Raw genomic sequence first — 24,763 nt, 5'->3', positions numbered from 1 at the left:
AACTGAATGTGGTGATTCAAGAATGGAACGAAGATTGGAAAGAAAGCGGTTAGCAATGGAATACAACTGAAGGGCGGAGAAGAGTATGTTTAGTGTTTTATTTAAGTTAGGCTGGTTTTTTAAAAAATATTGGAAACGTTATACATTTGCGATTATTGCATTAATTATTGTGAGTGCGATTGACTTGCTGCCTCCTAAACTGGTGGGGATGGCTATTGATGAAATCCAATTCAACTCATTAACAATGGATAAACTGCTCCACATCCTGTTGATTTATGGCGGTCTCACAGTTGCCAGCTATACGATATCCTACTTATGGGATTACACGCTGTTTAGTGGAGCTATGATTATGGAAAAGACGATGCGTTCACGTCTAATGAACCACTTTTTGAAGATGACTCCAACTTTTTTTGGTAAAAATCGCACCGGGGATTTAATGGCCCGTGCGACCAACGATTTAAAAGCATTGACGATGACCGCAGGATTTGGAATATTAACGCTCGTGGATTCTACCATTTTCATGATCCTGATTATTATGATGATGGGGTTTACGATCAGCTGGGCACTTACTTTAGCAGCACTGATCCCGCTGCCGGTCATGGCTTTAGTTATGAACCGTTACGGTAAAGTGATTCATTCGCGATTTATGGAGGCACAAAATGCCTTTGGAGAGATGAATAATAATGTTCTTGAATCGGTAAGGGGCGTAAGGGTGCTTCGCGCTTTTGTCCAGGAGGAGAACGACGAAAAGCGGTTTCAGGATATGACAGAGGATGTCTACGACAAAAATGTCCAGGTCGCAAAGGTGGATGCTCTATTTGAACCTACCATTCAAATTCTTGTAGGACTTTCTTATACGATTGGGTTGGGTTACGGTGCTTCTCTCGTTTTTCATAACGCGATAACCCTTGGTGAAATGGTTTCATTCAACGTCTATTTAGGTATGCTGATCTGGCCGATGTTTGCAGTTGGAGAGCTCATTAATGTGATGCAGCGAGGAAATGCTTCGCTTGATCGTGTGAATACGACTTTAAATTACAAGCCGGATGTAGCTGCTCCTTCCAAGCCGAAACGACTTGACCAGCCCGATGAAATATCATTTAGAAATGTCTCTTTCCAATATCCCGAAGTAGAATCGAAGGGACTTGAAGATATCAATATAGCGGTAAAACGAGGAGAGACACTTGGAGTTGTGGGGAAAACCGGCTCTGGAAAGACAACATTACTACGTCAGTTGTTAAGGCAGTACCCAGGTATTGAGGGGGCTCTTCAAATTAATGGAGTAAATCTTGAAGAGCTGGATTTGGAAACGACACGCTCATGGATTGGGTATGTACCGCAGGATCAGATTCTGTTTTCCAAAACCGTTCGTGAAAATATTCAGTTCGGGAAGCAGGGGGCAAGTGACGAAGACATATTCCGAGTACTCGAACTTGCTCACTTTCTTGACGATATCAAAAGTCTGCCGGAAGGATTGGATACGAAAGTTGGGGAAAGCGGTGTTACGCTTTCTGGTGGACAGAAGCAGCGGGTTTCCATAGCCAGGGCCTTCATTATGGAACCGGAAATACTCATCCTTGATGATGCGATGTCTGCCGTTGATGGTAAAACCGAAGCGAACATTATTGATCAACTGCGTGATCAGCGAAAAGGAAAAACAACAATTATTACGGCTCATCGTTTAACCGCTGTCACCCATGCGGATAAGATTATCGTGCTTGAGGATGGAAAAATTGTCGAAGAAGGAACACATGAAGAATTAATGAACCGGATTGGCTGGTATCAGACACAATTCGAGAGACAGCAGTTAAGTGAGGTGAGATCATGAAAAAACAGCCTTCTACTGAAAGAAAACTGTTTATGTATGCCTGGAAATTCAAGAACAGCATCCTTATCGGACTAGTATGCTTAATTATTGCAGTGGCACTTGAACTCACTGGTCCATTTATAGCGAAAAGGCTGATTGATCAGCATATTGTGGGAATCGAAAACCAGTGGTACCAAGTCGAACAATCCGATCGATATACGGTAGAATACAAAGGGAATTTATATAAGCGCAAAGACAGGCTCGACCAAAACGATGATGCTTCCCAACCAGCGGCTATCGTTCAAGTGAAGAGAGCGTATTATTTTGTTAATCAGGAGGTCCCAATGCAGGGGCAACGAAGCTTGCAAGGCGACCAATTAACGATCAAGTCACCAGATAAAACGGTGACTGCCAAAGCTGAGAGACTGTCTCTGAGCACGTTGTATCAGTTTTTTAAACCTGAACAGCGGGCAATTTACTGGCTGTTAGGTATTTATGTAGTCCTCTTGTTAATCGCTGCAGTATTTAAGTTCTCCCATACGTTTATTTTACAAAGGTCTTCTAATCGAATCATTCGGAAAATGCGGGATGACCTCTTTGCTCATTTGCAGAGGCTGCCTATGCAGTACTATGTGAACCAGCCTGCAGGCAAGGTAGTAGCTCGCGTGACTAATGATACGGAAGCGATTAAGGAGTTATACGTTCGCGTACTAGCTACGTTTGTCACAAGCTTTTTCTACATGGCAGGCATCTATGTAGCGTTGTTCTTATTGAATGTAAAGCTTGCCTTAATGTGCTTAGCCCTGATTCCTGTTCTATATGGATGGATGAAGCTGTACAAATACCTTGGTGGAAAATACAATACTGTGGTTCGTTCTACGGTCAGTGAAATGAATGGCAATATTAATGAAGCGATTCAAGGAATGCCGATAATTCAAGCTTTCCGTCAGGAAAAACAAACCTCTAATGAATTCGAGGAGCTTAACGAAAGGCATTTTACTTATCAGAGGAAATTAGTTCGGCTAAGTGCGCTTACTTCTTTTAACTTAGTAAATGTGCTCCGAAATATAGCCTTTGTCGGGTTTATCTGGTACTTTGGCTCCGCTTCATTAGGTGTGGAAGGGTTGGTAACGGTCGGTGTCCTTTATGCTTTTGTTGATTATTTAAATCGACTATTCCAGCCCATTACCGATTTGGTAAACCAGCTCCCGCAGTTGGAAGTCGCCCGGGTATCCGCAGGCCGTGTGTTCGAAGTTCTTGATGAACACGGTGAATCCGTAGAAACAAGGGAGCTGGAAAGGTACAAAGGGCATATTGCTTTTGACCATGTATCGTTTGCCTATGAAAAGGATAATTACATTCTGAAAGATCTATCCTTTGAAGTAAAAGCCGGACAGACAGCCGCTTTTGTTGGTCATACGGGCTCTGGAAAAAGCTCGGTCATGAATTTGTTGTTTCGTTTTTATGACCCTCAGCTTGGAAAAATAACCATTGATGGAAAGCCGATAAAAGATTGGTCGCGCCAGCAGGTGCGCAGTCATATGGGGATCGTTTTGCAGGACCCGTTTATCTTTTCAGGTACGATTCTTTCAAATGTTACGATGAATGATTCTTCGATTTCCCGGGAAATGGCAGTGTCTTCCTTGAAAGCTGTCGGAGCAGATCGATTTATAGAAAAGCTTCCGGATGGCTATGACTCTCCTGTAAAAGAAAAAGGTGATTCTTTGTCAATGGGGCAGAGGCAGCTTATTGCATTTGCCCGTGCTCTGGCTTTTGACCCGGCGGTGCTTATCCTTGATGAAGCAACAGCAAATATTGATACAGAAACTGAACAGCTGATTCAGGAAGCTTTAGAGGTCTTAAAAAAAGGGAGAACAACCCTGGTCATTGCTCATCGCTTATCTACGATACAGCAAGCTGAACAAATCTTCGTCCTTAATCATGGTACAATGGTTGAGCAAGGGACACATCATGAACTGATTGCAGAAGGCGGACACTATTATCAAATGTACCGCATGCAGCAAAAAGGCTTGAAAGCTCAGGCGATGTAGTTCCAGACTCCATTTATTTGGAGGAGGGAAGAAATGAAGGATCGTAAAGATAAAGATGACATCATAGATGAAGATTTATATGAAGAGATTGACGAAGAGGAGCTTTATGAGCTTGTCCAAAAGGAGAAGGAAAAAGCGTGGGAGCGTGCGAGAGCCCGGGAGAGACGAGCATCGTCCAAACGCCCTTTTCCCAAGTGGGCATTTTGGTTAATTGCTGTCGTAATGGTGCTCAATCTTCTGGCCGTACTGCCTGCTACTTTCTCCATTCCTGCGATCGATTTTTTAAAGACGTCAGCCCAGCTTTCAGCAAACAAACAGATCGATGAGTACCAAAGATCGATTGTCGTTGTCGAAGCAGGTGAGAGTAAAGGGACAGGATTTTCCTTTACAGCAGATGGAAAGATTTTAACGAATCATCATGTGATAGAAGGAGAAAAACGGATTTCTGTTGCTTTTAAGGAGCAAGGTTTGTTTCAAGCAGAAGTCATTGGTGATTACCCGGAAATCGACTTAGCGGTTCTGGATGTTAAGGAGGATGAGCTGCCTCATCTTGCTTTAGCCGAAAAAACCGCTTTTAAAGAGGGGAACATTTCTATTTTATAGGGAATCCTCTAAAATTCACCGGAATTGCCAATGAGGGTACGATCCTTGATTATACAAAACTGGAGGACTGGTCAAAGCCAGTGCTTATGCTCGATGCACCCGTGTATTGCGGTAATTCGGGAAGTCCTGTAATCAATAAACAGGGGGAAGTAATCGCTGTAGTGTTTGCAACGATGCGGGATGAAGAGGCAGGAAGAGTCGGCCTTGCCGTTCCCATTGATTACTACTTTGAGAAAAAAGACAGGAAACAGAACAAGCCCTGAGCAGTAGCGCTCAGGGCTTGTGCATTTAGCTCGTCTCTGCTTCCGGCTCATTCACAGGTATTGGGTTAAATGTAAGCAATTCTGAAAAATGAATGACGTTATAGGTCATTTTTACAACTTGTTCATGCACTTCTTCGGTTGTGATTTCGGAGGAGTTAACGAGAGGTTCCGTACAGATGGCACTAGATTCTGGAGGCATCGTGAAGCCTAACATGGATAGACGGTAGTGTATCGATTGGGCAGCAAGTCTCGCCCCGCCATCTCCTCCATCAGCAACAATGACTCCCCCTACTTTATTGTAAAATAATCCTTGTCCTCGTCGGTTTTTCATATGGTGATATCCTTGCAGCCGTTCCAATATTAAGGATGCAATGCTGCTTTTATCACCCATGGCGATCGGAGTTGCAAAGAGAACGATGTCTGCTTCAAGAATTTTTTCAAAAATAAATGGCCAGTCATCATTACTATCAACCGTGCTTGTAATTCCGAAGTTAATATGAAAGTCACGCAGGTGAATTCTCTGGATGTCTATTTTTTCTTTTTGGAAGAGGATCGCAGACGCCTGGAGAAGTTTTTCTGTATCAGTTTCTTTGCTGCCTTTTTCTAAGCTGCAATTGAGTAAAACTGCATTCATAGCTTCACCTCCTTTAGGGTAGTCACTTTGGGTTTAACCCTTATTCCCGTCTTATAAACTATTAATTATTTGAGGATAAATAACCACCTTGTTCTAGTCCTAAAGTAATGTTATGCGGATATGAGGCCGCGTTTTGGTTAGTATAGGCAGGTTAGAGAGTCTTAAGTCCTGTTTTTTGAAATGATTATTTAACAAAATGTAAATCCACTGTGGTGGAAGATAAAGTCTGTTTACAGTAAAATAGTCATGCTCTCTACAATACCAATAACTTTGCCACCCTTTTTAAAAAAGCTTAGAAACACGGGTTGATACAATTTTGTAATAAAAATGAAATTTTCTTTTAAAAATACACCCAAAAAATAGTTGGAAAAGACGAACCAATTTAGTAGCTGGAGGTGATAAAGGTTGATCAGACGTCTGTTCCAAAAGAACAACACCTCTCTTGATGTGCAAGTCGTTGCTGCGAAGCAAGGAGACGAAGATTTGCGAAACGAAATTCTCAAACAGTATCAACCTTTCATTGCCAAAAGTGTTTCTGAAGTGTGCAAAAGATACATTGATCCAACCAAGGATGATGAATTCAGCATCGGCCTCCTGGCTTTTAATGAAGCGATCCAGGCCTATTCTGCCGAAAAAGGAAGTTCATTTCTCTCCTTTGCCAGACTGGTGATCAAACGAAAAGTTATTGATCACATTCGTAACGAGCAAAAGAAGCCTCTAGTCAAATCACTGGATGAACCTTATGAAGATGAAGAACAAATGGAAAATCCCTCAGAGGTAGCCGCAGCGAAGGACCGCTATCAAATGGAAACGGAAGCGTGGCTCCGCAGGGAAGAGATTCTTGAGTTCAAGTCCCACCTTCTAAGGTACAAGCTTACATTTGCAGAGCTGACAGATGCCTCTCCTAAGCATAGAGATGCCAGGGCTTCTGCTGTGCAGATTGCGCGTATTGTTTATCAAGACGAGCATCTTAAAACGCAAGTGATAGACAAAGGACGCCTTCCGATTAAAGACTTAATGGGAAAGGTGGAGGTCAGTAAGAAGACGCTGGAGAGAAATCGTAAATTCATCATTGCTATGGTGCTTATCCTTGATGGGGATTACGTGTATCTGCAAGATTACCTGAAGGGGGTGGGTGTGTGAGAAAAGGTATTGTTATGGAACAGAGCAAGTATTTTACTATCGTTATGACCAATGATGGGGCTTTTTATAAAGCAAAGCCTATTCGTGCAGAGGTGGGGATGGAAGTCCATTTTCTACCATTAGTAGAGCCTCAACAGCAGAGAAAATGGACGTTTCTCCTCGGTGATCGGCATATGAAAGTGATAGCGATTGCGCTCGTTTTATTAATAGCCTTCCTGCCTGTCTATCTATGGTATGGAAGCAATAAAGCTTATGCTTATGTAAATATTGATATTAATCCAAGTGTAGAGCTTAAAGTCAACGACCATATGAAAGTGATTGACATCCAAACGTTGAATAGCGACGCGGAAGACCTTGTCTCGCATTTGAAGAATTGGAAAAAAAGGAGCGCTTCTGAAGTAGCGCTTGAAATGATTCAGTTGAGTAAAAAGTATGGATATATGAACAGTAAACAAGAGGTTCTGATCGGGATCAGCTACCTTCAAAGCGAACATAAGCAGGATTTTAAAAGCGAAATCGAGACTTATTTAAGTACTCAATCCAATGCGATGACGATTGCTGCGTATGATGTTCCGGATAAAGTAAGAAAACAAGCCCAAAAAGAACGGGCTTCTGTGAATGAAGTCATGGCCAGAACAATCGAAGAAGGTACTAAGGCTGTGGCAAATAAAAGCGTGTCGCAAACTGTTGAAATTGAAGACGATGATAAAGCCATTATTCAATCTTTTTATCACAAGGACCATGATTCAAAAAAGAACGAAGCTGAGGATCAGACGAATCCGCCAGCGACACCTGTGGAGAAGCCTGAAATCGTTTCTGGGAAAGAAAATGAAGAGAAGCCTCAGATAGAAAACCAATCTTTTAACCCTGACAAACAGAAGGAAGAGAAATTAAAAGCACCTAAATCTGACCAGGGGCCAAAAGCAGAGAAAGATTCATCCCTGCAAAAAAAACATAAACAAAGTCCCAATACACATAAAAATGAACGAAACCATGGACATTCGAAGTCCAAAAGCCACGCTCCTCTCAGGGATGAGAAAGCACCGATGAAGAGACAGAATCATAAGACGAATCGACAAGGTCCACACCACTTTAATAACCATCATAAATAGAACACTTCCAGTGGTGAAGTGTTTTTTTATTGGAAAAAAGGTGAATAGATAGGTAAGCTCTTATGAGGAGGAGAAGACAATGAATAAAGAGTTACATGGTGTTAAGGACGGAAGGCTCGCCGCATGTCCAGATTCTCCTAACTGTGTGTCTACTCTAGCCCAGAATCCTGAAAAAAGAATGGACCCGCTGCCTTTTTATAAAGATACTTATACAACAAAAGAGTTGTTGAAATCGATCCTCCATAGTATGGATCGTGCATCGATTGAAATGGAAACCTCAAATTACCTTCACTGCTTATTTACAACGAGAATCTTTCGGCTTAAAGATGATGTCGAATTTCTAATCGATGAAAAGAATAAACTGGTTCATTTCCGCTCTGCCTCAAGGAAAGCCTATTCAGATCAAGGTGTTAACCGTAAACGCATGACAGAAATTGCTGCCATTTATGTGCAGCGGACTCTGGATGGACCTGGTTTATAATTCCGTTTGAGTTACCATATTAAAATAAAAACAGCTGTTCAGATAATATGTCTGCCAGCTGTTTTAGTCTTTTATTAATCGATCGTTTTGATTTCCTAATAACCCGTAAAAAAACATGTGGGTTAATTCTTCAGCAAGCTGTCCGTCCTGTTTATTCTTTTGAAACAAGTCTGAACGGCTGCGCATAGTTTGGAAATACATGTCCACGTAAAATAAAATAGATTTCACAGACAAATCTGGATGAACGGCCCCTTCTTTTTTTCCTTGCTCAATTAATTCAATTAATAATGGGATGGTGGTTGTTTCAGCTAATTCATTTACAAAGCTTTGTATTTCCGGCTGGTCGGACATCATGGTATTTAAAAAATCTGAGTCCATGTGCAAGATCTCTTTTTTATTAGAAATAAGGCAGCCTATTTTATCTCTGAAATCCCGACTTTCATCTTCCAAGACAGCACGAAACTGATCAATTTGCTGATAAGCAAACTGTTTGACTGTGGCGAAAAGCAGTTCGTCTTTCCCGCCAAAATAATTGTAAATGGTGACTTGGGAGACTTGGGCCTTTTTTGCAATTTCCTGAATGCTGACCTTCTGAACTCCGTGTACCGAAAACAGCTCATATGCAGCTTGTAAAATATTGTTCTTCTTTCTTTCAGTCCGTCTCTCGAATCCATTCACAAGTTCCACCTCTTTCATCTCATCATACATTGGGTTTTGAAGTAAATCAATTCAAACATTTCATAATATAATGAACCCGCAAAGTCTGTGAAACTTTACAGGTTTAATTCCTTTTCAGTACGATAAAATAGAAAGCAAAACTATTGCAAAGAGAGGAAAGTCAATATGTCCAAGCTTGATTTATCCCAATTCGAAAAAAAACTGATTGTCCGCAATCTAAAAGCAGAGGATATCGAACAAATCTTTGAGCTTCAGGAAGTTTGCTTTCCTAATATGGAGCCTTGGAAAAGAGAGCACTTGGAAAGCCACCTGACTTATTTTCCTGAGGGACAGTTTGTCGTAGAATACGATGGGAAAATCATTGGAAGCTGTTCCAGTTTAATTGTTAACTTTGATGAATACGATGATAAACATACGTGGGACGATATTACAGATGAAGGATATATCACGAATCATGATCCTGATGGATACAACCTGTATGGAATAGAAATCATGGTCCATCCAGAATTCCGCGGCATGAAGATCGGTAGAAGATTATATGAAGCACGGAAAGACCTTGCCCGCGAGTTAAATTTGAAAAGCATTATCATTGGAGGACGAATTCCGAATTACCATAAGTATGAAGATGAAATGACACCCCGTGAATACGTAGAGGAAGTGCGCAGTCAGAACATATTTGATCCTGTGTTGACCTTTCAAATTATGAACGGATTTACAGTCATGAGAATTAACCCTAATTATCTTCCGGATGATAAGATGTCATTGAAATTTGCCACATTAATGGAATGGAATAATATTGATTACAGAGCCAGGACAAAACGGCATTTTAAAACGAGCTACCCTGTCCGAATTATGGTCATTCAATATATGATGAAAAGAATCGACTCGTTTGAGGAATTTTATACTCAGTGTGAATATTATGTCGACGTTGCTGCAGATTATGGGTCGGATTTTGCCGTCTTTCCTGAAATTTTTACTACTCAACTGATGTCGTTCCTGGAAGAAAAAGTTCCTTCAAAGGCAGTTCGGCGTTTATCTGAATATACAGAGGATTATATTGAAATGTTTACTCATTTAGCAGTGAAGTACAATGTGAACATCGTAGGCGGTTCTCACTTCGTAGAAGAAGATGAGCATATTTATAATATCTCATATTTGTTCCGTCGAGATGGAACGATTGAAAAACAATACAAAATCCACGTTACCCCAAATGAACGAACTTGGTGGGGCATCCAGCCAGGAGATGCAGTGAAAGTGTTCGATACGGATTGCGGAAAAATTGCCATCCAAATCTGTTACGATATTCAGTTTCCTGAGCTGGCTCGTTATGCGGTGGATCAAGGGGCAAATATCATCTTTGTTCCTTTCTGTACCGATGATCGTCAAGGGTACCTGCGTGTCCGCTACTGCGCCCAGGCCCGTGCTGTAGAAAACCAGGTTTATACGGTGATTGCCGGAACAGTGGGGAACTTAACTCACGTAGAAAATATGGACATCCAATATGCCCAGTCCGGCATATTTACTCCATCGGACTTTGAGTTTGCGCGTGATGGTATTATCGGTGAATGTAATCCGAACGTAGAGACAGTTGTCGTTGGGGATGTAGATTTGGAAATTCTGCGCCGGCAGAGAAAGTCAGGGACTGTCCGACAGCTCCGCGACCGACGAAGAGACTTATTTCAGCTTGATTACAAAGTAACGACAGAAGTAAAACCTGAACGAACCTAAGGAGGCAGATGCATGCTGCAAGATAAAACTGTAATCATTACGGGGGCATCCAGAGGTATTGGCAAACAAATCGCCATTCAAATGGCTGAACAGGGAGCTAATCTTGCCTTAATGGGAAGTACAGAAGAAGTGCACGATACGAAAGAAGAAATCATAGCGAAGGGCTGCTCTCATGTGCTGGCTTTCACAGCGGATGTAGCTAAAGAAAATGAAGTTGATCATGTCGTGCAAGCTGCAACAAATGCCTATGGTACGATTGATGTTCTCATTAACAACGCTGGAATAGGAAAATTCAAGAAGGTGGAAGATGTAACGGTTGAGGAATGGAAGAAAACCTATGATGTTAATGTACAAGGGGTTTTTCTAGCAACTAAATCCGTGCTTCCCCAAATGAAAAAACAGCAGTCAGGAACGATTATAACGGTAGCGTCCGACTTATCCAGATATGCTGTTCCTGAAGGGGATCCCTCTATACATCAACTAAATATGCTGTTCAAGGCTTTATGGGCTCGGTGGCTCAGGAAGTCAGAGCTTTTGGAATTAGAGTCGGAACGATTAATCCAGGAAAAGTGGATACTTCCTTTGGAGGAAGAACGCAAGGAGACGGGAAGCAATCGAAGTGGCTGAAAGTAGAAGATATTGCTGAAGCCATCGTTTATATGGCGAATGCTCCCAAGCATGTAGTCATTGATGAACTTCAACTCCATTCTTTAAGCCAGGAATACCCGAGATTTTAAAGGTCACAAGCGAGCCAAGCGTCAGGCTCGCTTGTGACGTGTTATACTATTTTTACTTTATACATAAAAGAAAGGAGGGGGAGGATGGCTCCTTCTTCTTCACAATTAGAGACGTTAAAAAATATTGCCGAGCTTCTTAATCAATCGACAGATAAGAAAGTAATGAAAGATGTATTAGCTGCTTTTATTTCCATGACTCACTTTGAAACGGGATGGGTCTTTCTTGAACGTGAAGACGGAGTTCACCTGGAAGCAGATGTAGGCCTTCCTCCCGCCTTAAGCAAAAACGATAAAGAATTAATGTGCGGGGAAGATTGCTACTGTGTGTCAAGGTATAAAAAGGGAAAGCTGACCCAAGCTACGAGCATTATTGCCTGCAAACGAATTGAAAAAGCATTGCGTAAAGGTAGTAAGGAAACATGCGGAATCACTCACCATGCCACTGTACCACTGCAGACACCAAATAAGCTTTATGGACTTTTTAACGTAGCTGCAAGAAATCGGCAAAATTATTCAGAAGAATTAGAACTGCTGGAATCCATTGCCTTGCAATTAGGAACGGCGCTGGAAAGAATGGAGCGATTTGAAAAAGAGGAAATACGCAGTAATTTATTGACGAAAGCCCACTTATTTACTAAGGAAATTCAACAGTCCCGCGACTCCGTTTCGCTGAGAGAGAACGTAGCCAAGTATATGAAAGTGGTATTTGGCGAAGTGAGTGTTCAATACACTCCACACGAAGAGCAGGAACAATACAGCTTAGGAAGGTGGCTGAATGACAAATACTATTTGAAAATGGTAAGGAATTTCTCTTTTTCATCCCAGGAAAAAGAAATATTCAATTTGCTCATGGATTACAGTAACATTGCCTGGAAGCAGCTTCTCCTTAGTAAAAAGGAAAAAGACCTTGCCCGCCGCGAAGAACGCTCACAGCTTGCACAGGATTTGCATGACTCGGTCAACCAGCTGTTGTTTTCGATCGTCTTAACTTCAAAGGGCGCAGGTGGACTGATTTCAGCTGAATCCCCTGCCTACGAGCAAATTCAATACATTCATCAGATGTCTTCGCGTGCTCTTAAAGAAATGAGGTCTTTGATAGCTAATGAAAAAGAAGACAGCATGGAAGGTGGTGTCTTTGTTGAACTTTATCGGTATGCACAAACCATCGGAGTTACTTTAAAAGGTCACTCAGAGGGGACACAGACCATTCCTTATTTTATAGAAGAAGCTTTACTGAGAATTGGACAGGAAGCTCTAAATAATGTTTATAAGCATTCAGGCTCGCAGGAAGCCCGCCTTGAAATTAAAAAGTTTTCTGATAAAGTCCAGTTAATCATTTCCGATCAGGGACGTGGTTTCAATCAAAAGGAGGCTTCCCAAAAGCCTTCTTATGGTCTGTCTGGAATGGAAGACCGTGCGTACAGCTACAATGGAACGATTAAGATAACCAGTGACCTTGGAAAAGGTACAGTAATAGTAGTAGAGCTGCCAATTGAGGTGAAAAAAAATGACCATTAAGATTATGATTGCTGATGACCACCAAGTCGTTAGAAAAGGATTGGTTTTTTTCTTCCAATCACAAGCTGATATTGAAGTGGTAGAAGAAGCAGGAGACGGGTTAGAGATTTTAGAAAAATTAGGTAAATATAAGGCGGACGTTGTGTTGCTCGATATTCAAATGCCTAATATGGATGGAGTGGAAACAGCAAAGAAAATGCGTACGCATTATCCGGAAGTGAAGATTATTATGCTTACAAGCTTTTCGGATTATGATACGGTCATCCCGGCGGTTCAAGCAGGCGCGAACGGTTACCAGCTGAAGGATATTGAGCCTGACCGCTTAGCAGATGTGATTCGCCGGGTACATAAAGGAGAAACTATGATTGACTCAAAAGCAGCTTCTCAGTTGATGACCCATGTCACTGGTGCCAACCAGAAGGAAGAACAAAAAAGACTGGAGGAGCTGACACTAAGAGAAAAAGACGTGCTGAAACAAATTATGAAAGGGCATAGCAATAAAGAAATTGCCCGGAATTTGTTCATTACAGAAAAAACAGTTAAAACGCATTTATCGAATATCTTCTCTAAGCTTGAAGTACATGACCGCACTCAGGCTGCATTATTTGGTGTCAAGTATGTAAAGGAAGAAAAATAAAGCCTCAGGAATTTCCTGAGGCTTTTTATATGAACACATCTTGCTCTGTCGCAGCTTGAGCGTGGTCAATATATTGCAGTAATTCATCATGAGATTCCAAAACACTGCTTTCATAACCCGGGTAATAGCTGGCATGCAGGAACGCTTCGATTTTTTTCGATAAAAAGTTATCGCGTGTGCGCACCATGAGAACAAGTAAGTCATCCCATTGTCCCCAGATCATGAAATGCAGGGCCTTATCGTAATCCAGTTGATTCATTCGGCCACATCCTTCTGGTAAAGGATAGTGTTATTATGCCCGTACTTAAAAAAGTTGAACCTGAAAGTTCGTCACAAGAATGGATAGTTCGTCAAAAATTGCAAATCTTTACCTCTCCACCCATAATTTTTGTTATGATAATATGGGAATCATTTACTTTGATTGTTCTGGAACATGGAAGGAGAATGGGGATTGCTGACTGAAAGAAAGCTGCTTTTGGGGAATTTAGGAATGATTATTACCTTTGGCGTATGTTTATTATTAAGTCTTCTCCTCAGAGGTTCGGGTCAAAACGCTATGGTAATCATAAGTGAAGTTATTGGAGCATTAACCTTTATAACAGCCATTATTGCCGTCATTTACATAAAGAGCATCCAAAAGTGGGTGCCGATATCTGTGATCGCCTTTTTAAGTGTCTGGCTTGTATTTATGATTGGCTATGAAGCCGGAATTCATGCTTCAACGCCATATCAATGGATATGGTTTTTAGTTTTTTATTTAGTTACAGTCACAAGCATTGTTTATTTAAGATTAGGGTATGAAAAAGTGGAAGGCAATTATAAACTGCTCCCTGCTTTTTTTCTGTTTTTTAACAGCATGCTTACCGTCTCAATGATTTTTATACATATTTGGTGGAACCTTCCTTTTTGGGGAAAGGGATGAGAAGTCTTCTGATACAGAAGGCTTTTTTTACTTCTGTAATCCCTTCCTGCTTCATCGCATATTTGCTATTTTATAACGCATACTATGCATAAGCTGCGAAGGAGGTATGAAATCATGAAATTAAAAGCTTTTGCCGTCGGTCTAGTTGCGGTTTCCTCGCTTGTAGCTTGTCAAGCCGAGCAAGGACAAGGTACACGGGATAATGATAATAATAACGGAGTTCAAAACACACGTTTTGAACGAACGGCCGACGATATGTATGGGCAAAGAAATAATGCGAATCGTTATGACAATGACATGAACATGGTGCATAATACCAATTACCAAGTTGCAAAAGAAGCTGCCAATAACATCGAGCAAAATGTTAAAGGTGTCGACAGAGCGTATGTGTTAAAAACCCGGGACAATGCTTATGTGGCAGCAGTAATGGATAACCCAAATGGAGAAGCATCTGAATTAACCGATAAAGTGGAAAGTCAAATTACTAAAGCAGTGAAAAAAGCCGATAACGACATCGATAACGTATATGTGTCAACGAATCCTGATTTCGTGGACTTAGTCAATAATTACGTAGGCGATGTTAAAAACGGAAAACCTGTTCAAGGTTTTTTCCAGGAATTTGGCCAAATGGTTGAACGTATCTTCCCTAATGCAAAATAAGGAAAAGCCAGAAGCCTTCTCAGGTTTCTGGCTTTTTTGTTTAACAAGAATAAGGTATACTGGCTTGCAAAATCAATGAAATGATGTATAATCAATTTTAGACGAAATGACTAAAATGTCCAAATGGTCAGGTGATGGAAATGAGCGTTCAACGTAAGGAAGAAATATTGCAGGCAGCCAGGCATTCTTTTGAAGCTTTTGGCTACAAGGCAACCACGATGGATCATGTAGCAAAAGCTGCGAATGTAGGAAAAGGAACCATATATAATTTTTTTAAAAATAAAGAAGAATTATTTCATGAGATCATTACTGACTTATTAAAAGAAATGAAATGGAAAGCTGAGTCAGTGATGGATGACCAACGCTCTTTTAAGGAAAACGTCCACTTAGCTTTATATGAACTATTGGAATACAGGCGAACGAATCAGTTGATGGTCAAACTGATTCAGGAAGGGAAAGAAATTGGGACAGGTACTGTCAAGAAGGCCCTCATCCATGAAGAAGGTTTAATTATTAATTATTTACAGGATCAGGTATCTAAAGCCGTGAAAAAAGGCGATATCCGTTCTTGTGATCCTGAAATGACGGCATTTATCATGTATAAATTATACACGGCCTTTACGATCGAATGGGAAGCGCTTCATGAGCCGCTGCCGAAAGAAAAAGTGGCAAAATATTTTGATGAATATTTGTTTAAAGGATTGTCACCTTCATGATAATCCTTTTCTCTTGCAATAAATTGACTAAATGAACATTATAGTCATATGTTATTAGGAGGTAATAAAATGAATGGAATTAAATTATGGTTTGAAGAATTCAAACATATGTTTACAAATAGAAAACGCCTTATTCCTTTTTTAGCTGTGCTGCTCATTCCTTTAATTTACAGCGGTGTGTTTTTATGGGCGTTTTGGAATCCATACGGGAATTTGGATGAACTTCCAGTTGCTGTTGTAAATTCAGATAAAGGAGCCGATTATAACGAAGAACATCTGGAAGTAGGAAAAGAATTTGTTGACCAGTTAGAAGAAGATGGTGAATTTGATTATCATTTTGTATCTAAGGAAAAAGGGTATGAGGGAATAGAAAAGAATGATTATTATATGCTCGTGGAAATTCCGGAGAATTTTTCCTCGAGAGCAGCAACCATCTTAGATGAAAAGCCTAAGAAATTACAATTGAAATATGTTGTAAATGAGGGCGAAAATTATATATCCTCAAGAATCAGTGACTCTGCATTGGATCAAATGAAAGCGAAGTTATCTGATGAAATGACGGAGACTTACGCAGATGCGATGTTTGCTCAATTTAATGATTTGAAATCAGGCCTTGCTGATGCAAGTTCGAAAGCAGAAGATTTAAATCAGGGAGCCGAAGAAGTGGATAACGGCGCTGCGACGCTGAGGGATAAATTGAAAACCTTCTCCAGCAAACAGTTGCAGCTCGCCAATGGAACGGAAACCATAAAAAAAGGAACAGCTGATATAGCGGATAGCTCCCAGCAATTAAGCCAGGGATTAACAGCTATGAATGATAAGTATGGCGAAATAGTAAATGGTGCGGAAGCCCTTCATAATAAAACGGAGGAAGTACAAACACACATAAAAGCATCAAAACAAGGTGCAGATCAATTAAGTCAAGGGTTGTCAGAATTGTCGAAGCAATCTCAAGGTCTCCCTGACGCTGCAAAAGGATTGAATGATTCACTAGCTAGTTTAAGTCAGCAGGCTGGACAGATCAGTAGTGCTTCCTCCGCTCTGTCTAATGAAACTCATAAGGTGAAGCAGCAGCTTGCTCCGATCATCAGTCAACTGCCAGAAGAGGAGCAGCAGAAGGTTCTTGAAGAACTTACTAAATTAGAGCAGGGAACCGGTCAATTGTCCCAAAATACGGGAAAGCTCGCAGAAGGCTCCCATGCTATTTTTGAAAAATCACAGCAGCTGCCAGAGAAGATGAAGGTGTTGGTATCCTCCGAGCAAAAGCTTAAGCAGGGGGCTTTAAATTTATCATCGGGGCAAACGCAATTGTATGACGGTTTTACACAGTTTTCCGATAAACAAGGTGAGCTTGTCACAGGGATGGACACCTTTGGAGGAAAATTACAGCAAGCAGCCCAAGGAGCAGAAAAATTAGCTGGGGGAGCGAGCCAGCTAAATGACGGGGCAAATGAATTATTTGCAAGCACGAATAAGCTTGCCGATGGTTCACAGCAATTACAAAAAGGAGCTAGTGATTTATCGGAAGGCACAAACCGGCTTTCTTCCGGAGCAAACGATTTTAAAACAAACTTGTCAGAGGCCAGCTCTGAAGCAAATGATGTGAAGACTTCTGACAAAACAGAAGATATGATGGCTAAACCAGTAGAAGTAAATAAGAACAGTTTAAGTGAAGTGCCTAATTACGGAACAGGATTTACTCCATATTTTCTATCGCTCGGATTGTTTGTAGGGGCGCTCCTAATTACAATCGTATTTCCAGTCAGAGAACCTGTGGCAGCACCTAAAAACGCGTTCAGCTGGTTTATTTCGAAATTCGGTATGCTCATGCTTGCAGGCATTGTACAGGCTCTTATTGTAGCGAGTGTTATTCTATTCGGACTTGATTTGGAAGTGGGTAATGTTCTGGATTTTTATCTGCTAAGTATGATTACGAGCCTTACGTTTATGGCATTGATTCAAATGCTTGTCACTCCGCTTGGTGATCCGGGGCGTTTTATCGGAATTATGATCTTAATCTTACAGTTAACGACGAGTGCGGGTACATTCCCACTTGAATTGATACCTCAGCCACTTCAGCTGTTTCATTCGTTTTTGCCGATGACTTATTCAATCGATGCTTTCAGATCAGTAATCTCTGAAGGGAACGTTGATGTCATGTGGCAGGATGCAGGTACTTTAGGACTGTTCTTTGCAGGATTTGTTGCTGTTACAATTCTTTACCTTGTATGGAACTTTCGAAAGAAATACTATTATCTAAAAGAACAAACTATTTAAGAGAGAGTGCATCCACTCTCTCCCAGCCTGTAGAGAGACCCCGTGTTTTTTACAAGCTTTTTTCTTACCAAAAGGAGCGATTGCCCCTTCCTTTTCCGAGGACGAGCGTCTGAGCTTCCTCTAGAAACCCACACTCGGCTCACTCGTTTTTCCGCAGGAGTGGAAGGGACCTCGCTCCTTGGTATGCTTTAAAGACAGAAAAAGACTCTCCTTCACCTAGCTAGATGGAGGAGAGTCTTCTTCATGTTCTGACAGGCAGCTGTCATCAGCGCCTGTTCCTTTACATTTTCTTTTCCACGCAAACGCCAATAACGCAGCCCATGCCGTTCTTTTGAATCGGTGAAGCTGCGCTCCACTTTCTCTTTTCTCATTCTATAAATCCATTTTCCCGGTATAAATAATCACTCTCCGGATCGGTCTCACTCCTTTTTACTTCTTTGGTTTTCTGGCACAAGTTCTTCCATCGTTACCATTTCATCTTGTCGTGCTTTTCTTGATTGAAACCAAAAATCAGGATACCGAGACTTTCTCGACAGCCTAAAGTGCATCCGCACTTCCTTTTTGTGAATTTTCACAAAAAAGGATAGATTAATTTGTGAAATCACACATGATATCCTCCTTACGACATGAAGTACAATGAATTTACAGTATTTTTTTAATAAACTGAAAACTTCAAAGGAGGAAATCAGTTGAAGAAAAGTTTGCTATTTTTCTTACTATGCTCATTTATTCTTTTACTGGCTGCTTGTACAGACCCGACTGCTTCTGAAGGAGGTTCAGAAGGTTCAGGAAATGAAGACCAAGGATCAGGGGAGGAAGCTTCGTCTGGGGGAGAATTGACTATTTCAGACCTCACAGATGCGCAAAGCTTAGATCCACATGTAGTTACTGGAGCTGCATCGATGAGGTATATTGAAAACATGTATAACACGTTGTTTCGTTACAAAAAAGGTACATATGGAGAAATTGAAGGGGATTTAGTAAAGGATTACGACATTTCAGATGACGGCAAGGTTTATACATTTACCCTTCATGATGGAGTGAAGTTTCATAACGGGGATCCATTAACTTCTGAGGATGTAAAATATTCGATCGAGAGGATTCAGAAAAAAGAGGTGCGTGCTGCACAATTTGAGGCCATTAAGTCAATTGAAACCCCGTCCAAGACAAAAGTTGTTATTAATCTTAAACAACCAGTGGCTCCGTTTTTAACCTTTCTGGCAAATCCTATGAATGTTGTAGTCAACAAAAAAGTGGTGGAAGAAAATGATAATGATCTATCGAATGCTGATGCTGGAAGCGGACCGTTTAAGCTTGTGAAATGGCAGAAAGACCAGCAGATGGTACTTGAAAAATTCGACGATTACTTTAAGGAAGGAAAGCCCTATTTAGATAAAGTCATTTGGCGTGCAATTCCGGATGAAACAGCTCGTACAACGGCTATTCGCAATGGTGAAATTGACATTATCCTTCAAGTTCAGCCAAAAAATGTCCAAGCCTTAAAGCAGGCGGAGAACGTCAATGTTAAATCCGTCACAGGCTCCTACTGGGAATATTTAGGGCTGAATACGGAAAAAGGTCCGCTGGCTAAAAAGAAAGTTAGACAAGCGGTCGCCTGGGCGGTTGATCGCGAGGCAATCAACAAGGTCGTGAAGTTCGGCAAAGCTGACGTCCTTAAGAGTGGTCCGATTCCAGAAGGACACTGGGCTCATTTGGATGAAGAAATTTATCCTGATCGTGACTTAGACAAGGCGGAGAGTTTATTGAAAGAGGCCGGCTATGGAGATGGATTTGATATTACGCTGAAGGTAAGCACCAATAAACACCAAATTGATGCCGCACAGATTATTAAACAACAGCTGAAAGAAGTAGGGATCAATGTAAAAGTTGTATCTCAGGAAAGCAGTGTGTTCTTTGAGGCACTGGGTAAACATGAATTCGATATGACTGTCGTCGGGTGGGTTGGATTTGTAGACCCTGATGAATTCCTGTATAACATCTTCCATACAGGCGGCATGTACAACCAGCAGGGCTATTCAAATAAAGAAGTAGATAAACTGCTTGAGCAAGGCCGTAAAGAATTAGATAAGGAAAAACGCAAGGAAATCTATGACAAAGCTCAAAAAATCATTGCTGAAGATGCACCGATGGTATTTCTTTACGCAAATTCCCAAACTTCTGCGATTAGAGATCGAGTGGAAGGCTTTGATGTGAACCCTACGGTCACGACCATTTCTTTAGAGGACACGAAAGTAAAGAAATAAAGTAAATCATATAAAACCGACCGTAACTGGTCGGTTTTGTATTAAGTATCTAATTATATTTCGAGAGGTGATCTCGGTGGTTAAGTATGTAGTAAAAAGATTGGCCGTTTCTATTCCCGTCTTGTTTGGCATCTCGGTCGTTGCGTTTTTTATGGTCAGGCTTGTTCCGGGGATACCGTTACGGCGATGCTTGGATCTAATTACAATGAAGCACAGGCAGAAGTTATTAGAGCAAACCTTGGGTTGGATAAGCCTTTAGTGAGTCAATATTTTATTTGGCTCGGGAATCTTTTTCAAGGTGACTTCGGCTATTCTCATTTTACGAGCATGCCCGTACTTAAAACGATTATGGGACGTCTGCCTATAACGATTGAATTAACGATTTTAAGCGTATTGATTGCTATTCTGCTGGCTATTCCTTTAGGCACGATTTCTGCTTTGAAACGAAACAGCCGTTTTGACTATAGTGCAAGCATTTTTGGCATGCTGGGTATTTCCATTCCTAACTTTTGGCTGGGAACCTTAATGATTCTCTTTTTATCTTTGTATGCAGGAATTTTTCCTTCTGGAGGTTTTGTAGGCTTGAGTACCAGTTTTACAGGCAATTTACAAAGCATGCTGCTTCCAGCGATCGCTCTAGGGACCGCTGTTGGGGCTGTTGCCATGCGGATGACAAGGTCTTCTATGCTTGAAGTAACTGGTCAGGAATATATTAAGATGGCACGGGCCAAAGGGGTTTCCAACAGGAGGCTTATTTGGCGCCATGCAATTAAGAATGCTTTGATTCCTGTTGTTACGGTCCTGGGGATTCAAACGGGATATCTATTAGGGGGCTCGGTCGTTGTGGAGCAGATTTTCGGACTTCCGGGAGTAGGGCAGCTGGCCCTTGAAGCTATTACCAACCGTGATTATGCACTCTTACAAGGAACCATCCTCTTTATTGCGAGCGGTTTTGTCATTGTAAACTTAATTGTTGATGTCATTTACGGATTCTTAAATCCTCAAATCAGGTATTAGGAAAGGGAGTGAAGACATGGGAGATGTTTGGTATCAATTTCGAAAAAATAAGATTGCCCTCGTTGGTTTTTTAATAACACTTTCCTATATCATCATGGCGATAGGAGCTCCTATTATCGCTCCTTATGACCCATTTCAAATGAGTCCGGATATCATGCTGTCCGGACCTAGTATTCATCATTGGCTGGGTACGGACCAATTTGGACGTGATATTCTCAGCAGAATTATTTTTGGTACACGTATTTCTCTGCAAGTCGGGATTATTTCTGTCGGGATCTCTCTCGTTATTGGGACAATCATTGGAGTGGTGGCAGGCTATTACGGCAGGTGGGTAGATGGTTTGCTTTCACGTTTCACTGATGTCTTGTTTGCTTTCCCTGATATTCTGCTGGCACTTGTGATCATGGCTATTCTTGGACCAAGCCTGACAAATTTAATGATTGCCATTGGAATTGTATATACGCCAATCTTTGCACGAATCGCAAGAAGTGCTGTCTTGTCTATTAAAAACTCCCTTTATATTGAAGCTGCCCAGTCCATGGGTGTCAATAACGTAAAAATTATGTGGAGACATATTATTCCTAACAGTATGGCTCCTATTATTGTGCAAATCACTCTATCCTTTGCATTCGCTATATTAGCCGAGGCTGCCCTCAGTTTCTTAGGACTTGGTGTTTCACCCGATACGCCATCGTGGGGCATAATGCTAAGTGAAGGAAAAGACTGGATGGAGTCAGCCTGGTGGATCGCAGTCTTTCCGGGGGTAGCCATTACATTAGCCGTATTCAGCTTCAATGTGATGGGGGACGGGCTTCGCGATGCTCTTGATCCCCGGTTGAAAAACGAGTCTGCTTAAAACCAGTAACTAAGGAGAGATTGTATGGCAGAATACGTCATGGAAGTGAATGATTTACGAACTCATTTCCAAACTCAAAAAGGTGTAGTAAAAGCTGTGGACGGCGTAGATTTTAAAGTGAAACAAGGAGAAATACTTGCTATTGTAGGGGAGTCGGGATGTGGAAAGAGTGTGACTTCCCAGTCGATTATGCGGCTGATTGGAAATAAGAAAAATGAACATATTTCTGGAGAGGTTCTCTATCACGGGGAAAACCTGCTGGATAAGTCCGAGTTTGCGATGAGAAATATCAGAGGCAGGGATATTTCTATGGTATTTCAAGATCCAATGACCTCGTTAAATCCTGCTTATAACGTAGGAACCCAAATCGCAGAAATGCCGGTTATTCACGAAAAGGCCAATAAAAAAACAGCATGGAATAGAGCTGTTGATATGTTGACAAGAGTAGGAATCCCTTCTCCTAAAGAGCGTGCGACCCAATACCCCCACCAATTCAGCGGGGGAATGAGACAGCGCGGCGTCATTGCTATGTCTCTCGCTTGTGATCCAGACCTGATTATTGCAGATGAACCTACTACAGCCCTTGATGTCACGATTCAAGCCCAAGTGTTAAATCTCTTTAGAAAACTCCGTGATGAAACTGGAGCAGCCATTATTTTAATTACTCACGATTTAGGAGTTGTGGCTGAGCTTTGTGACAAAGTAGCCGTTATGTATGCAGGCAGAATCGTCGAGCAGGGGACGGTAGAGGATATCTTTGACCGCCCCAGGCACCCTTATACGGTAGGTCTATTGAACTCAGTGCCTGTTCCTGGAAGCCGAGATCGACTGCAGCCGATCGATGGACAACCACCAAATCTTCATGATCTGCCTGAAGGATGCCGGTTCGCTGACCGTTGTCCATTTGTGATGGAGAAATGCTTAAATCACCAGCCGGAGCTTGAGCCTGCTGGTTCACCATCCCATACTGCTGCATGCTGGATTGAGGATAAGGAGGATTTGTATGAACAGTACAGAAGAGCTCGTGAGAGTCGAAGGCCTGAAAAAGTACTTTAATTTATCTAACGGGATATTTTCTAAAAGCTCGCTCGTAAAAGCAGTCGATGATCTCAGTTTTACCGTTCATAAAGGGGAAACGCTTGGGATTGTAGGGGAGTCCGGCTGTGGAAAATCTACTACCGGGAGACTATTGCTCCGGCTGTTAGAGGCGACTGAAGGAAAGGTTTATTTCGAGGGGCAGGACCTGATGGAAATGAGCAAAAAGCAATTGAAGCAGAATAGACGGCATTTTCAAATGATTTTTCAAGATCCATTTGCTTCCTTAAACCCGAGAATGAAAGTAGAAGATATTATTGAAGAACCGATGCAAACCATTGGTATGGATAAAGATAAGAGGAAACAGCGGGTGCTTAAGCTGTTAAAAGACGTAGGGATTCCTGAGAGTTACCGGGACCGTTATCCTCATGAATTTTCAGGTGGACAGCGGCAGCGCATAGGAATCGCACGAGCGCTTGCTTTAGAACCGAAGTTTATCGTTGCTGATGAACCTGTAGCAGCATTGGATGTTTCCATCCAGGCTCAAATCATTAATCTGCTCGTTGACCTGCAGGAAAAGTATCATTTTACGTACCTGTTTATTGCTCATGACTTAAGTGTGGTTCAATACATTAGTGATCGTGTTGGGGTGATGTACTTAGGGCAGATGATGGAACTGGCGGAGAGTGACGAGCTTTATGAGAATCCGCTTCATCCTTATACACAAGCTTTATTATCAGCAATTCCTATTCCAGATTTACACACGAAGCGGGAACAAATCCCATTAGAAGGGAGATACCAAGCCCTGTAAATCCCCTTCAGGATGCAGGTTCCATACAAGATGTCCAATTGCGACAGAACGGTGCAAAGTGGAGGTGCCAAAATTCAGAGAAATAAAAACAGGTCATTATGCGGCCTGCCATGAGGTGTGAAGCAGATGAAGTTAAATACATTTTCAATCATTGCAAGGTGCAAGCAAACGGGCTACTTTGGAGCAGCTGTAGCCACTTGCTTTCCTGGGGTGGGAGCACATTCCCCACATATTGAACCGAATGTCGGTGCAGTAGTGACTCAGGGCTGGGTGAACCCTGAACTTGGTCAGGACGGTCTTGACAGCTTAAAAGAAGGAAGAACGGCCAATGATACGCTGAATTATGTGCTGTTAAATGATCCCGGCAAGGAACTACGCCAGGTGGCTATCGTTGACCAGTATGGAAATTGCAGCGCGTATACCGGAGTAGAAAATGATGATTATAAATCCCATATTATCGGAGATCAATGGTCGGTGCAGGGAAACTTGCTTACCGGTCCAGAAGTATTGGAAGTCATGGCTGAAACCTTTGAAAAATCCAAAGGCGCACTGGCTGATCGTCTGCTTCTTGCTATGGAGGCAGCTGATCATGTTGGAGGAGATGTCAGGGGCAAACAATCAGCGGTCATCAAAGTGGCTGCCGTTGATCATTTCCCTTTTGTTGACTTTCGAGTCGATGACCATCCTGAGCCAGTAAAAGAATTACGCAGAGTTTATCAAAAGAATAAACCCGTGTTAATTGATAGATATTATGAATGGATTAATGCAGTAAAAGAGGGCTCGATGCTGTGAGAAAGTTGCATTTTTTTAACC

General features: G+C 41.7%; 23 protein-coding genes and 3 pseudogenes. 22 read left to right on the top strand and 4 right to left on the bottom strand.

The window, feature by feature from the left end; translation table 11 throughout:
• Nucleotides 1-85: 85 nt before the first annotated feature.
• From MUN89_RS17025 to MUN89_RS22020, 4 genes are read left to right on the top strand one after another with little or no spacing between them, the layout of a single operon-like run.
• Complete coding sequence (locus tag MUN89_RS17025; protein WP_244708954.1) at nucleotides 86-1,828, top strand: ABC transporter ATP-binding protein; 1,743 nt, start codon at nucleotides 86-88, stop codon at nucleotides 1,826-1,828.
• Nucleotides 1,825-3,858, top strand: coding sequence for an ABC transporter ATP-binding protein (locus MUN89_RS17020; protein WP_244708953.1), 2,034 nt, complete (start codon nucleotides 1,825-1,827; stop codon nucleotides 3,856-3,858). Before MUN89_RS17025 ends, MUN89_RS17020 begins: the two co-directional genes overlap by 4 nt.
• 33 nt (nucleotides 3,859-3,891) lie before the next feature.
• The gene (locus tag MUN89_RS17015) at nucleotides 3,892-4,461 is read left to right on the top strand and encodes a trypsin-like peptidase domain-containing protein (RefSeq protein ID WP_318036093.1); all 570 of its coding nucleotides are present in this window, start codon (nucleotides 3,892-3,894) and stop codon (nucleotides 4,459-4,461) included.
• Nucleotides 4,458-4,724 carry a S1 family peptidase gene (locus MUN89_RS22020; RefSeq protein ID WP_318036139.1) on the top strand — a complete coding sequence of 89 codons (267 nt, stop codon included), beginning with the start codon at nucleotides 4,458-4,460 and terminating at the stop codon, nucleotides 4,722-4,724. The genes MUN89_RS17015 and MUN89_RS22020 overlap by 4 nt, the downstream gene beginning before the upstream one ends.
• Before the next feature lie 25 nt (nucleotides 4,725-4,749).
• Here the strand turns inward: MUN89_RS22020 and MUN89_RS17010 are convergent, their stop codons facing one another.
• Nucleotides 4,750-5,358: a flavodoxin family protein gene (locus MUN89_RS17010; protein WP_244708952.1), complete on the bottom strand. Its 609-nt coding sequence runs from the start codon at nucleotides 5,356-5,358 to the stop codon at nucleotides 4,750-4,752.
• Nucleotides 5,359-5,763: 405 nt separating this feature from the next.
• Between MUN89_RS17010 and sigI the strand changes: the two genes are divergently transcribed.
• The 3 genes from sigI (at nucleotide 5,764) to MUN89_RS16995 (ending at nucleotide 8,094) form a co-directional block, all read left to right on the top strand.
• Nucleotides 5,764-6,501 carry an RNA polymerase sigma-I factor gene (gene sigI, locus MUN89_RS17005; protein ID WP_244708951.1) on the top strand — a complete coding sequence of 246 codons (738 nt, stop codon included), beginning with the start codon at nucleotides 5,764-5,766 and terminating at the stop codon, nucleotides 6,499-6,501.
• The gene (locus MUN89_RS17000; RefSeq protein ID WP_244708950.1) at nucleotides 6,498-7,613 is read left to right on the top strand and encodes an anti-sigma factor domain-containing protein; all 1,116 of its coding nucleotides are present in this window, start codon (nucleotides 6,498-6,500) and stop codon (nucleotides 7,611-7,613) included. Before sigI ends, MUN89_RS17000 begins: the two co-directional genes overlap by 4 nt.
• Nucleotides 7,614-7,692: 79 nt before the next feature.
• Nucleotides 7,693-8,094 carry a DUF1499 domain-containing protein gene (locus MUN89_RS16995; protein WP_244708949.1) on the top strand — a complete coding sequence of 134 codons (402 nt, stop codon included), beginning with the start codon at nucleotides 7,693-7,695 and terminating at the stop codon, nucleotides 8,092-8,094.
• A 63-nt stretch (nucleotides 8,095-8,157) separates the two neighbouring features.
• On the opposite strand, the gene MUN89_RS16990 is transcribed toward MUN89_RS16995, so the two are convergent.
• Nucleotides 8,158-8,772, bottom strand: a complete 615-nt coding sequence (locus tag MUN89_RS16990; protein WP_244708948.1) for a TetR/AcrR family transcriptional regulator — start codon at nucleotides 8,770-8,772, stop codon at nucleotides 8,158-8,160.
• Nucleotides 8,773-8,937: 165 nt separating this feature from the next.
• On the opposite strand from MUN89_RS16990, the gene MUN89_RS16985 reads away from it, so the two are divergent.
• From MUN89_RS16985 to MUN89_RS16970, 5 genes and pseudogenes are all read left to right on the top strand, one after another.
• Nucleotides 8,938-10,500 (top strand): bifunctional GNAT family N-acetyltransferase/carbon-nitrogen hydrolase family protein, encoded by a 1,563-nt coding sequence (locus MUN89_RS16985; RefSeq protein ID WP_244708947.1) that lies wholly within the window; start codon nucleotides 8,938-8,940, stop codon nucleotides 10,498-10,500.
• A gap of 12 nt (nucleotides 10,501-10,512) precedes the next feature.
• Nucleotides 10,513-10,899 (top strand): annotated as a pseudogene (locus MUN89_RS22015) (SDR family NAD(P)-dependent oxidoreductase); the annotation flags it as partial.
• 104 nt (nucleotides 10,900-11,003) lie between these two features.
• Nucleotides 11,004-11,237: an SDR family oxidoreductase gene (locus MUN89_RS22010; RefSeq protein WP_318036092.1), complete on the top strand. Its 234-nt coding sequence runs from the start codon at nucleotides 11,004-11,006 to the stop codon at nucleotides 11,235-11,237.
• Nucleotides 11,238-11,321: 84 nt separating this feature from the next.
• Nucleotides 11,322-12,755: a GAF domain-containing sensor histidine kinase gene (locus MUN89_RS16975; RefSeq protein ID WP_244708946.1), complete on the top strand. Its 1,434-nt coding sequence runs from the start codon at nucleotides 11,322-11,324 to the stop codon at nucleotides 12,753-12,755.
• Nucleotides 12,745-13,392 (top strand): response regulator, encoded by a 648-nt coding sequence (locus MUN89_RS16970; protein WP_305852426.1) that lies wholly within the window; start codon nucleotides 12,745-12,747, stop codon nucleotides 13,390-13,392. Before MUN89_RS16975 ends, MUN89_RS16970 begins: the two co-directional genes overlap by 11 nt.
• A 25-nt stretch (nucleotides 13,393-13,417) precedes the next feature.
• Here the strand turns inward: MUN89_RS16970 and MUN89_RS16965 are convergent, their stop codons facing one another.
• A complete protein-coding gene (locus MUN89_RS16965; protein WP_244708945.1) occupies nucleotides 13,418-13,651 on the bottom strand; it encodes a YhdB family protein in 234 nt (77 codons plus the stop codon).
• A 174-nt stretch (nucleotides 13,652-13,825) separates the two neighbouring features.
• Here MUN89_RS16965 and MUN89_RS16960 point away from each other — a divergent pair, with 174 nt between their 5' ends.
• The 4 genes from MUN89_RS16960 (at nucleotide 13,826) to MUN89_RS16945 (ending at nucleotide 17,967) form a co-directional block, all read left to right on the top strand.
• The gene (locus MUN89_RS16960) at nucleotides 13,826-14,314 is read left to right on the top strand and encodes a hypothetical protein (RefSeq protein WP_244708944.1); all 489 of its coding nucleotides are present in this window, start codon (nucleotides 13,826-13,828) and stop codon (nucleotides 14,312-14,314) included.
• A gap of 114 nt (nucleotides 14,315-14,428) precedes the next feature.
• Entirely contained in the window at nucleotides 14,429-14,974 is a 546-nt protein-coding gene (locus tag MUN89_RS16955; protein WP_244708943.1) for a YhcN/YlaJ family sporulation lipoprotein, read from the top strand.
• A gap of 140 nt (nucleotides 14,975-15,114) precedes the next feature.
• Complete coding sequence (locus tag MUN89_RS16950) at nucleotides 15,115-15,690, top strand: TetR/AcrR family transcriptional regulator (protein ID WP_244708942.1); 576 nt, start codon at nucleotides 15,115-15,117, stop codon at nucleotides 15,688-15,690.
• Between the two features lie 69 nt (nucleotides 15,691-15,759).
• Nucleotides 15,760-17,967, top strand: coding sequence for a YhgE/Pip domain-containing protein (locus MUN89_RS16945; RefSeq protein ID WP_244708941.1), 2,208 nt, complete (start codon nucleotides 15,760-15,762; stop codon nucleotides 17,965-17,967).
• 212 nt (nucleotides 17,968-18,179) lie between these two features.
• On the opposite strand, the pseudogene MUN89_RS16940 reads toward MUN89_RS16945, so the two are convergent.
• Nucleotides 18,180-18,356, bottom strand: a pseudogene (locus MUN89_RS16940) (transposase); the annotation flags it as partial.
• A gap of 300 nt (nucleotides 18,357-18,656) precedes the next feature.
• Here MUN89_RS16940 and MUN89_RS16935 point away from each other — a divergent pair.
• From MUN89_RS16935 to MUN89_RS16910, 6 genes and pseudogenes are all read left to right on the top strand, one after another.
• The gene (locus MUN89_RS16935) at nucleotides 18,657-20,231 is read left to right on the top strand and encodes an ABC transporter substrate-binding protein (protein ID WP_244708940.1); all 1,575 of its coding nucleotides are present in this window, start codon (nucleotides 18,657-18,659) and stop codon (nucleotides 20,229-20,231) included.
• Between the two features lie 186 nt (nucleotides 20,232-20,417).
• A complete protein-coding gene (locus tag MUN89_RS16930; RefSeq protein WP_244708939.1) occupies nucleotides 20,418-21,248 on the top strand; it encodes an ABC transporter permease in 831 nt (276 codons plus the stop codon).
• Nucleotides 21,249-21,264: 16 nt separating this feature from the next.
• Nucleotides 21,265-22,104: an ABC transporter permease gene (locus MUN89_RS16925; RefSeq protein ID WP_244708938.1), complete on the top strand. Its 840-nt coding sequence runs from the start codon at nucleotides 21,265-21,267 to the stop codon at nucleotides 22,102-22,104.
• Nucleotides 22,105-22,128: 24 nt separating this feature from the next.
• A complete protein-coding gene (locus tag MUN89_RS16920; RefSeq protein ID WP_244708937.1) occupies nucleotides 22,129-23,160 on the top strand; it encodes an ABC transporter ATP-binding protein in 1,032 nt (343 codons plus the stop codon).
• A pseudogene (locus MUN89_RS16915) lies at nucleotides 23,108-24,071 on the top strand (ABC transporter ATP-binding protein). Before MUN89_RS16920 ends, MUN89_RS16915 begins: the two are co-directional and overlap by 53 nt.
• A 5-nt stretch (nucleotides 24,072-24,076) precedes the next feature.
• A complete protein-coding gene (locus tag MUN89_RS16910) occupies nucleotides 24,077-24,742 on the top strand; it encodes a DUF1028 domain-containing protein (protein WP_244708936.1) in 666 nt (221 codons plus the stop codon).
• Nucleotides 24,743-24,763: the final 21 nt, after the last annotated feature.

Source organism: Halobacillus salinarum (assembly GCF_022919095.1).
Taxonomy (GTDB): Bacteria; Bacillota; Bacilli; order Bacillales; family Halobacillaceae; genus Halobacillus_B; species Halobacillus_B salinarum.
This window is presented reverse-complemented; position numbering and strand designations above follow the sequence as displayed.

What these genes read in the sequence shown, in the direction of transcription:
- MUN89_RS16925 (WP_244708938.1), top strand. Translation starts at nt 21,265, where the DNA reads ATGGGAGATGTTTGGTATCAATTTCGAAAAAATAAGATTGCCCTCGTT.
- MUN89_RS17015 (WP_318036093.1), top strand. Translation starts at nt 3,892, where the DNA reads ATGAAGGATCGTAAAGATAAAGATGACATCATAGATGAAGATTTATAT.
- MUN89_RS16985 (WP_244708947.1), top strand. Translation starts at nt 8,938, where the DNA reads ATGTCCAAGCTTGATTTATCCCAATTCGAAAAAAAACTGATTGTCCGC.
- MUN89_RS16945 (WP_244708941.1), top strand. Translation starts at nt 15,760, where the DNA reads ATGAATGGAATTAAATTATGGTTTGAAGAATTCAAACATATGTTTACA.
- MUN89_RS16970 (WP_305852426.1), top strand. Translation starts at nt 12,745, where the DNA reads ATGACCATTAAGATTATGATTGCTGATGACCACCAAGTCGTTAGAAAA.
- MUN89_RS16975 (WP_244708946.1), top strand. Translation starts at nt 11,322, where the DNA reads ATGGCTCCTTCTTCTTCACAATTAGAGACGTTAAAAAATATTGCCGAG.
- MUN89_RS22010 (WP_318036092.1), top strand. Translation starts at nt 11,004, where the DNA reads ATGGGCTCGGTGGCTCAGGAAGTCAGAGCTTTTGGAATTAGAGTCGGA.
- MUN89_RS16955 (WP_244708943.1), top strand. Translation starts at nt 14,429, where the DNA reads ATGAAATTAAAAGCTTTTGCCGTCGGTCTAGTTGCGGTTTCCTCGCTT.
- MUN89_RS16960 (WP_244708944.1), top strand. Translation starts at nt 13,826, where the DNA reads ATGGAAGGAGAATGGGGATTGCTGACTGAAAGAAAGCTGCTTTTGGGG.
- MUN89_RS17010 (WP_244708952.1), bottom strand. Translation starts at nt 5,358, where the DNA reads ATGAATGCAGTTTTACTCAATTGCAGCTTAGAAAAAGGCAGCAAAGAA.
- MUN89_RS17020 (WP_244708953.1), top strand. Translation starts at nt 1,825, where the DNA reads ATGAAAAAACAGCCTTCTACTGAAAGAAAACTGTTTATGTATGCCTGG.
- MUN89_RS16965 (WP_244708945.1), bottom strand. Translation starts at nt 13,651, where the DNA reads ATGAATCAACTGGATTACGATAAGGCCCTGCATTTCATGATCTGGGGA.
- MUN89_RS16920 (WP_244708937.1), top strand. Translation starts at nt 22,129, where the DNA reads ATGGCAGAATACGTCATGGAAGTGAATGATTTACGAACTCATTTCCAA.
- MUN89_RS16950 (WP_244708942.1), top strand. Translation starts at nt 15,115, where the DNA reads ATGAGCGTTCAACGTAAGGAAGAAATATTGCAGGCAGCCAGGCATTCT.
- MUN89_RS16930 (WP_244708939.1), top strand. Translation starts at nt 20,418, where the DNA reads ATGCTTGGATCTAATTACAATGAAGCACAGGCAGAAGTTATTAGAGCA.
- MUN89_RS16995 (WP_244708949.1), top strand. Translation starts at nt 7,693, where the DNA reads ATGAATAAAGAGTTACATGGTGTTAAGGACGGAAGGCTCGCCGCATGT.
- MUN89_RS17025 (WP_244708954.1), top strand. Translation starts at nt 86, where the DNA reads ATGTTTAGTGTTTTATTTAAGTTAGGCTGGTTTTTTAAAAAATATTGG.
- MUN89_RS16910 (WP_244708936.1), top strand. Translation starts at nt 24,077, where the DNA reads ATGAAGTTAAATACATTTTCAATCATTGCAAGGTGCAAGCAAACGGGC.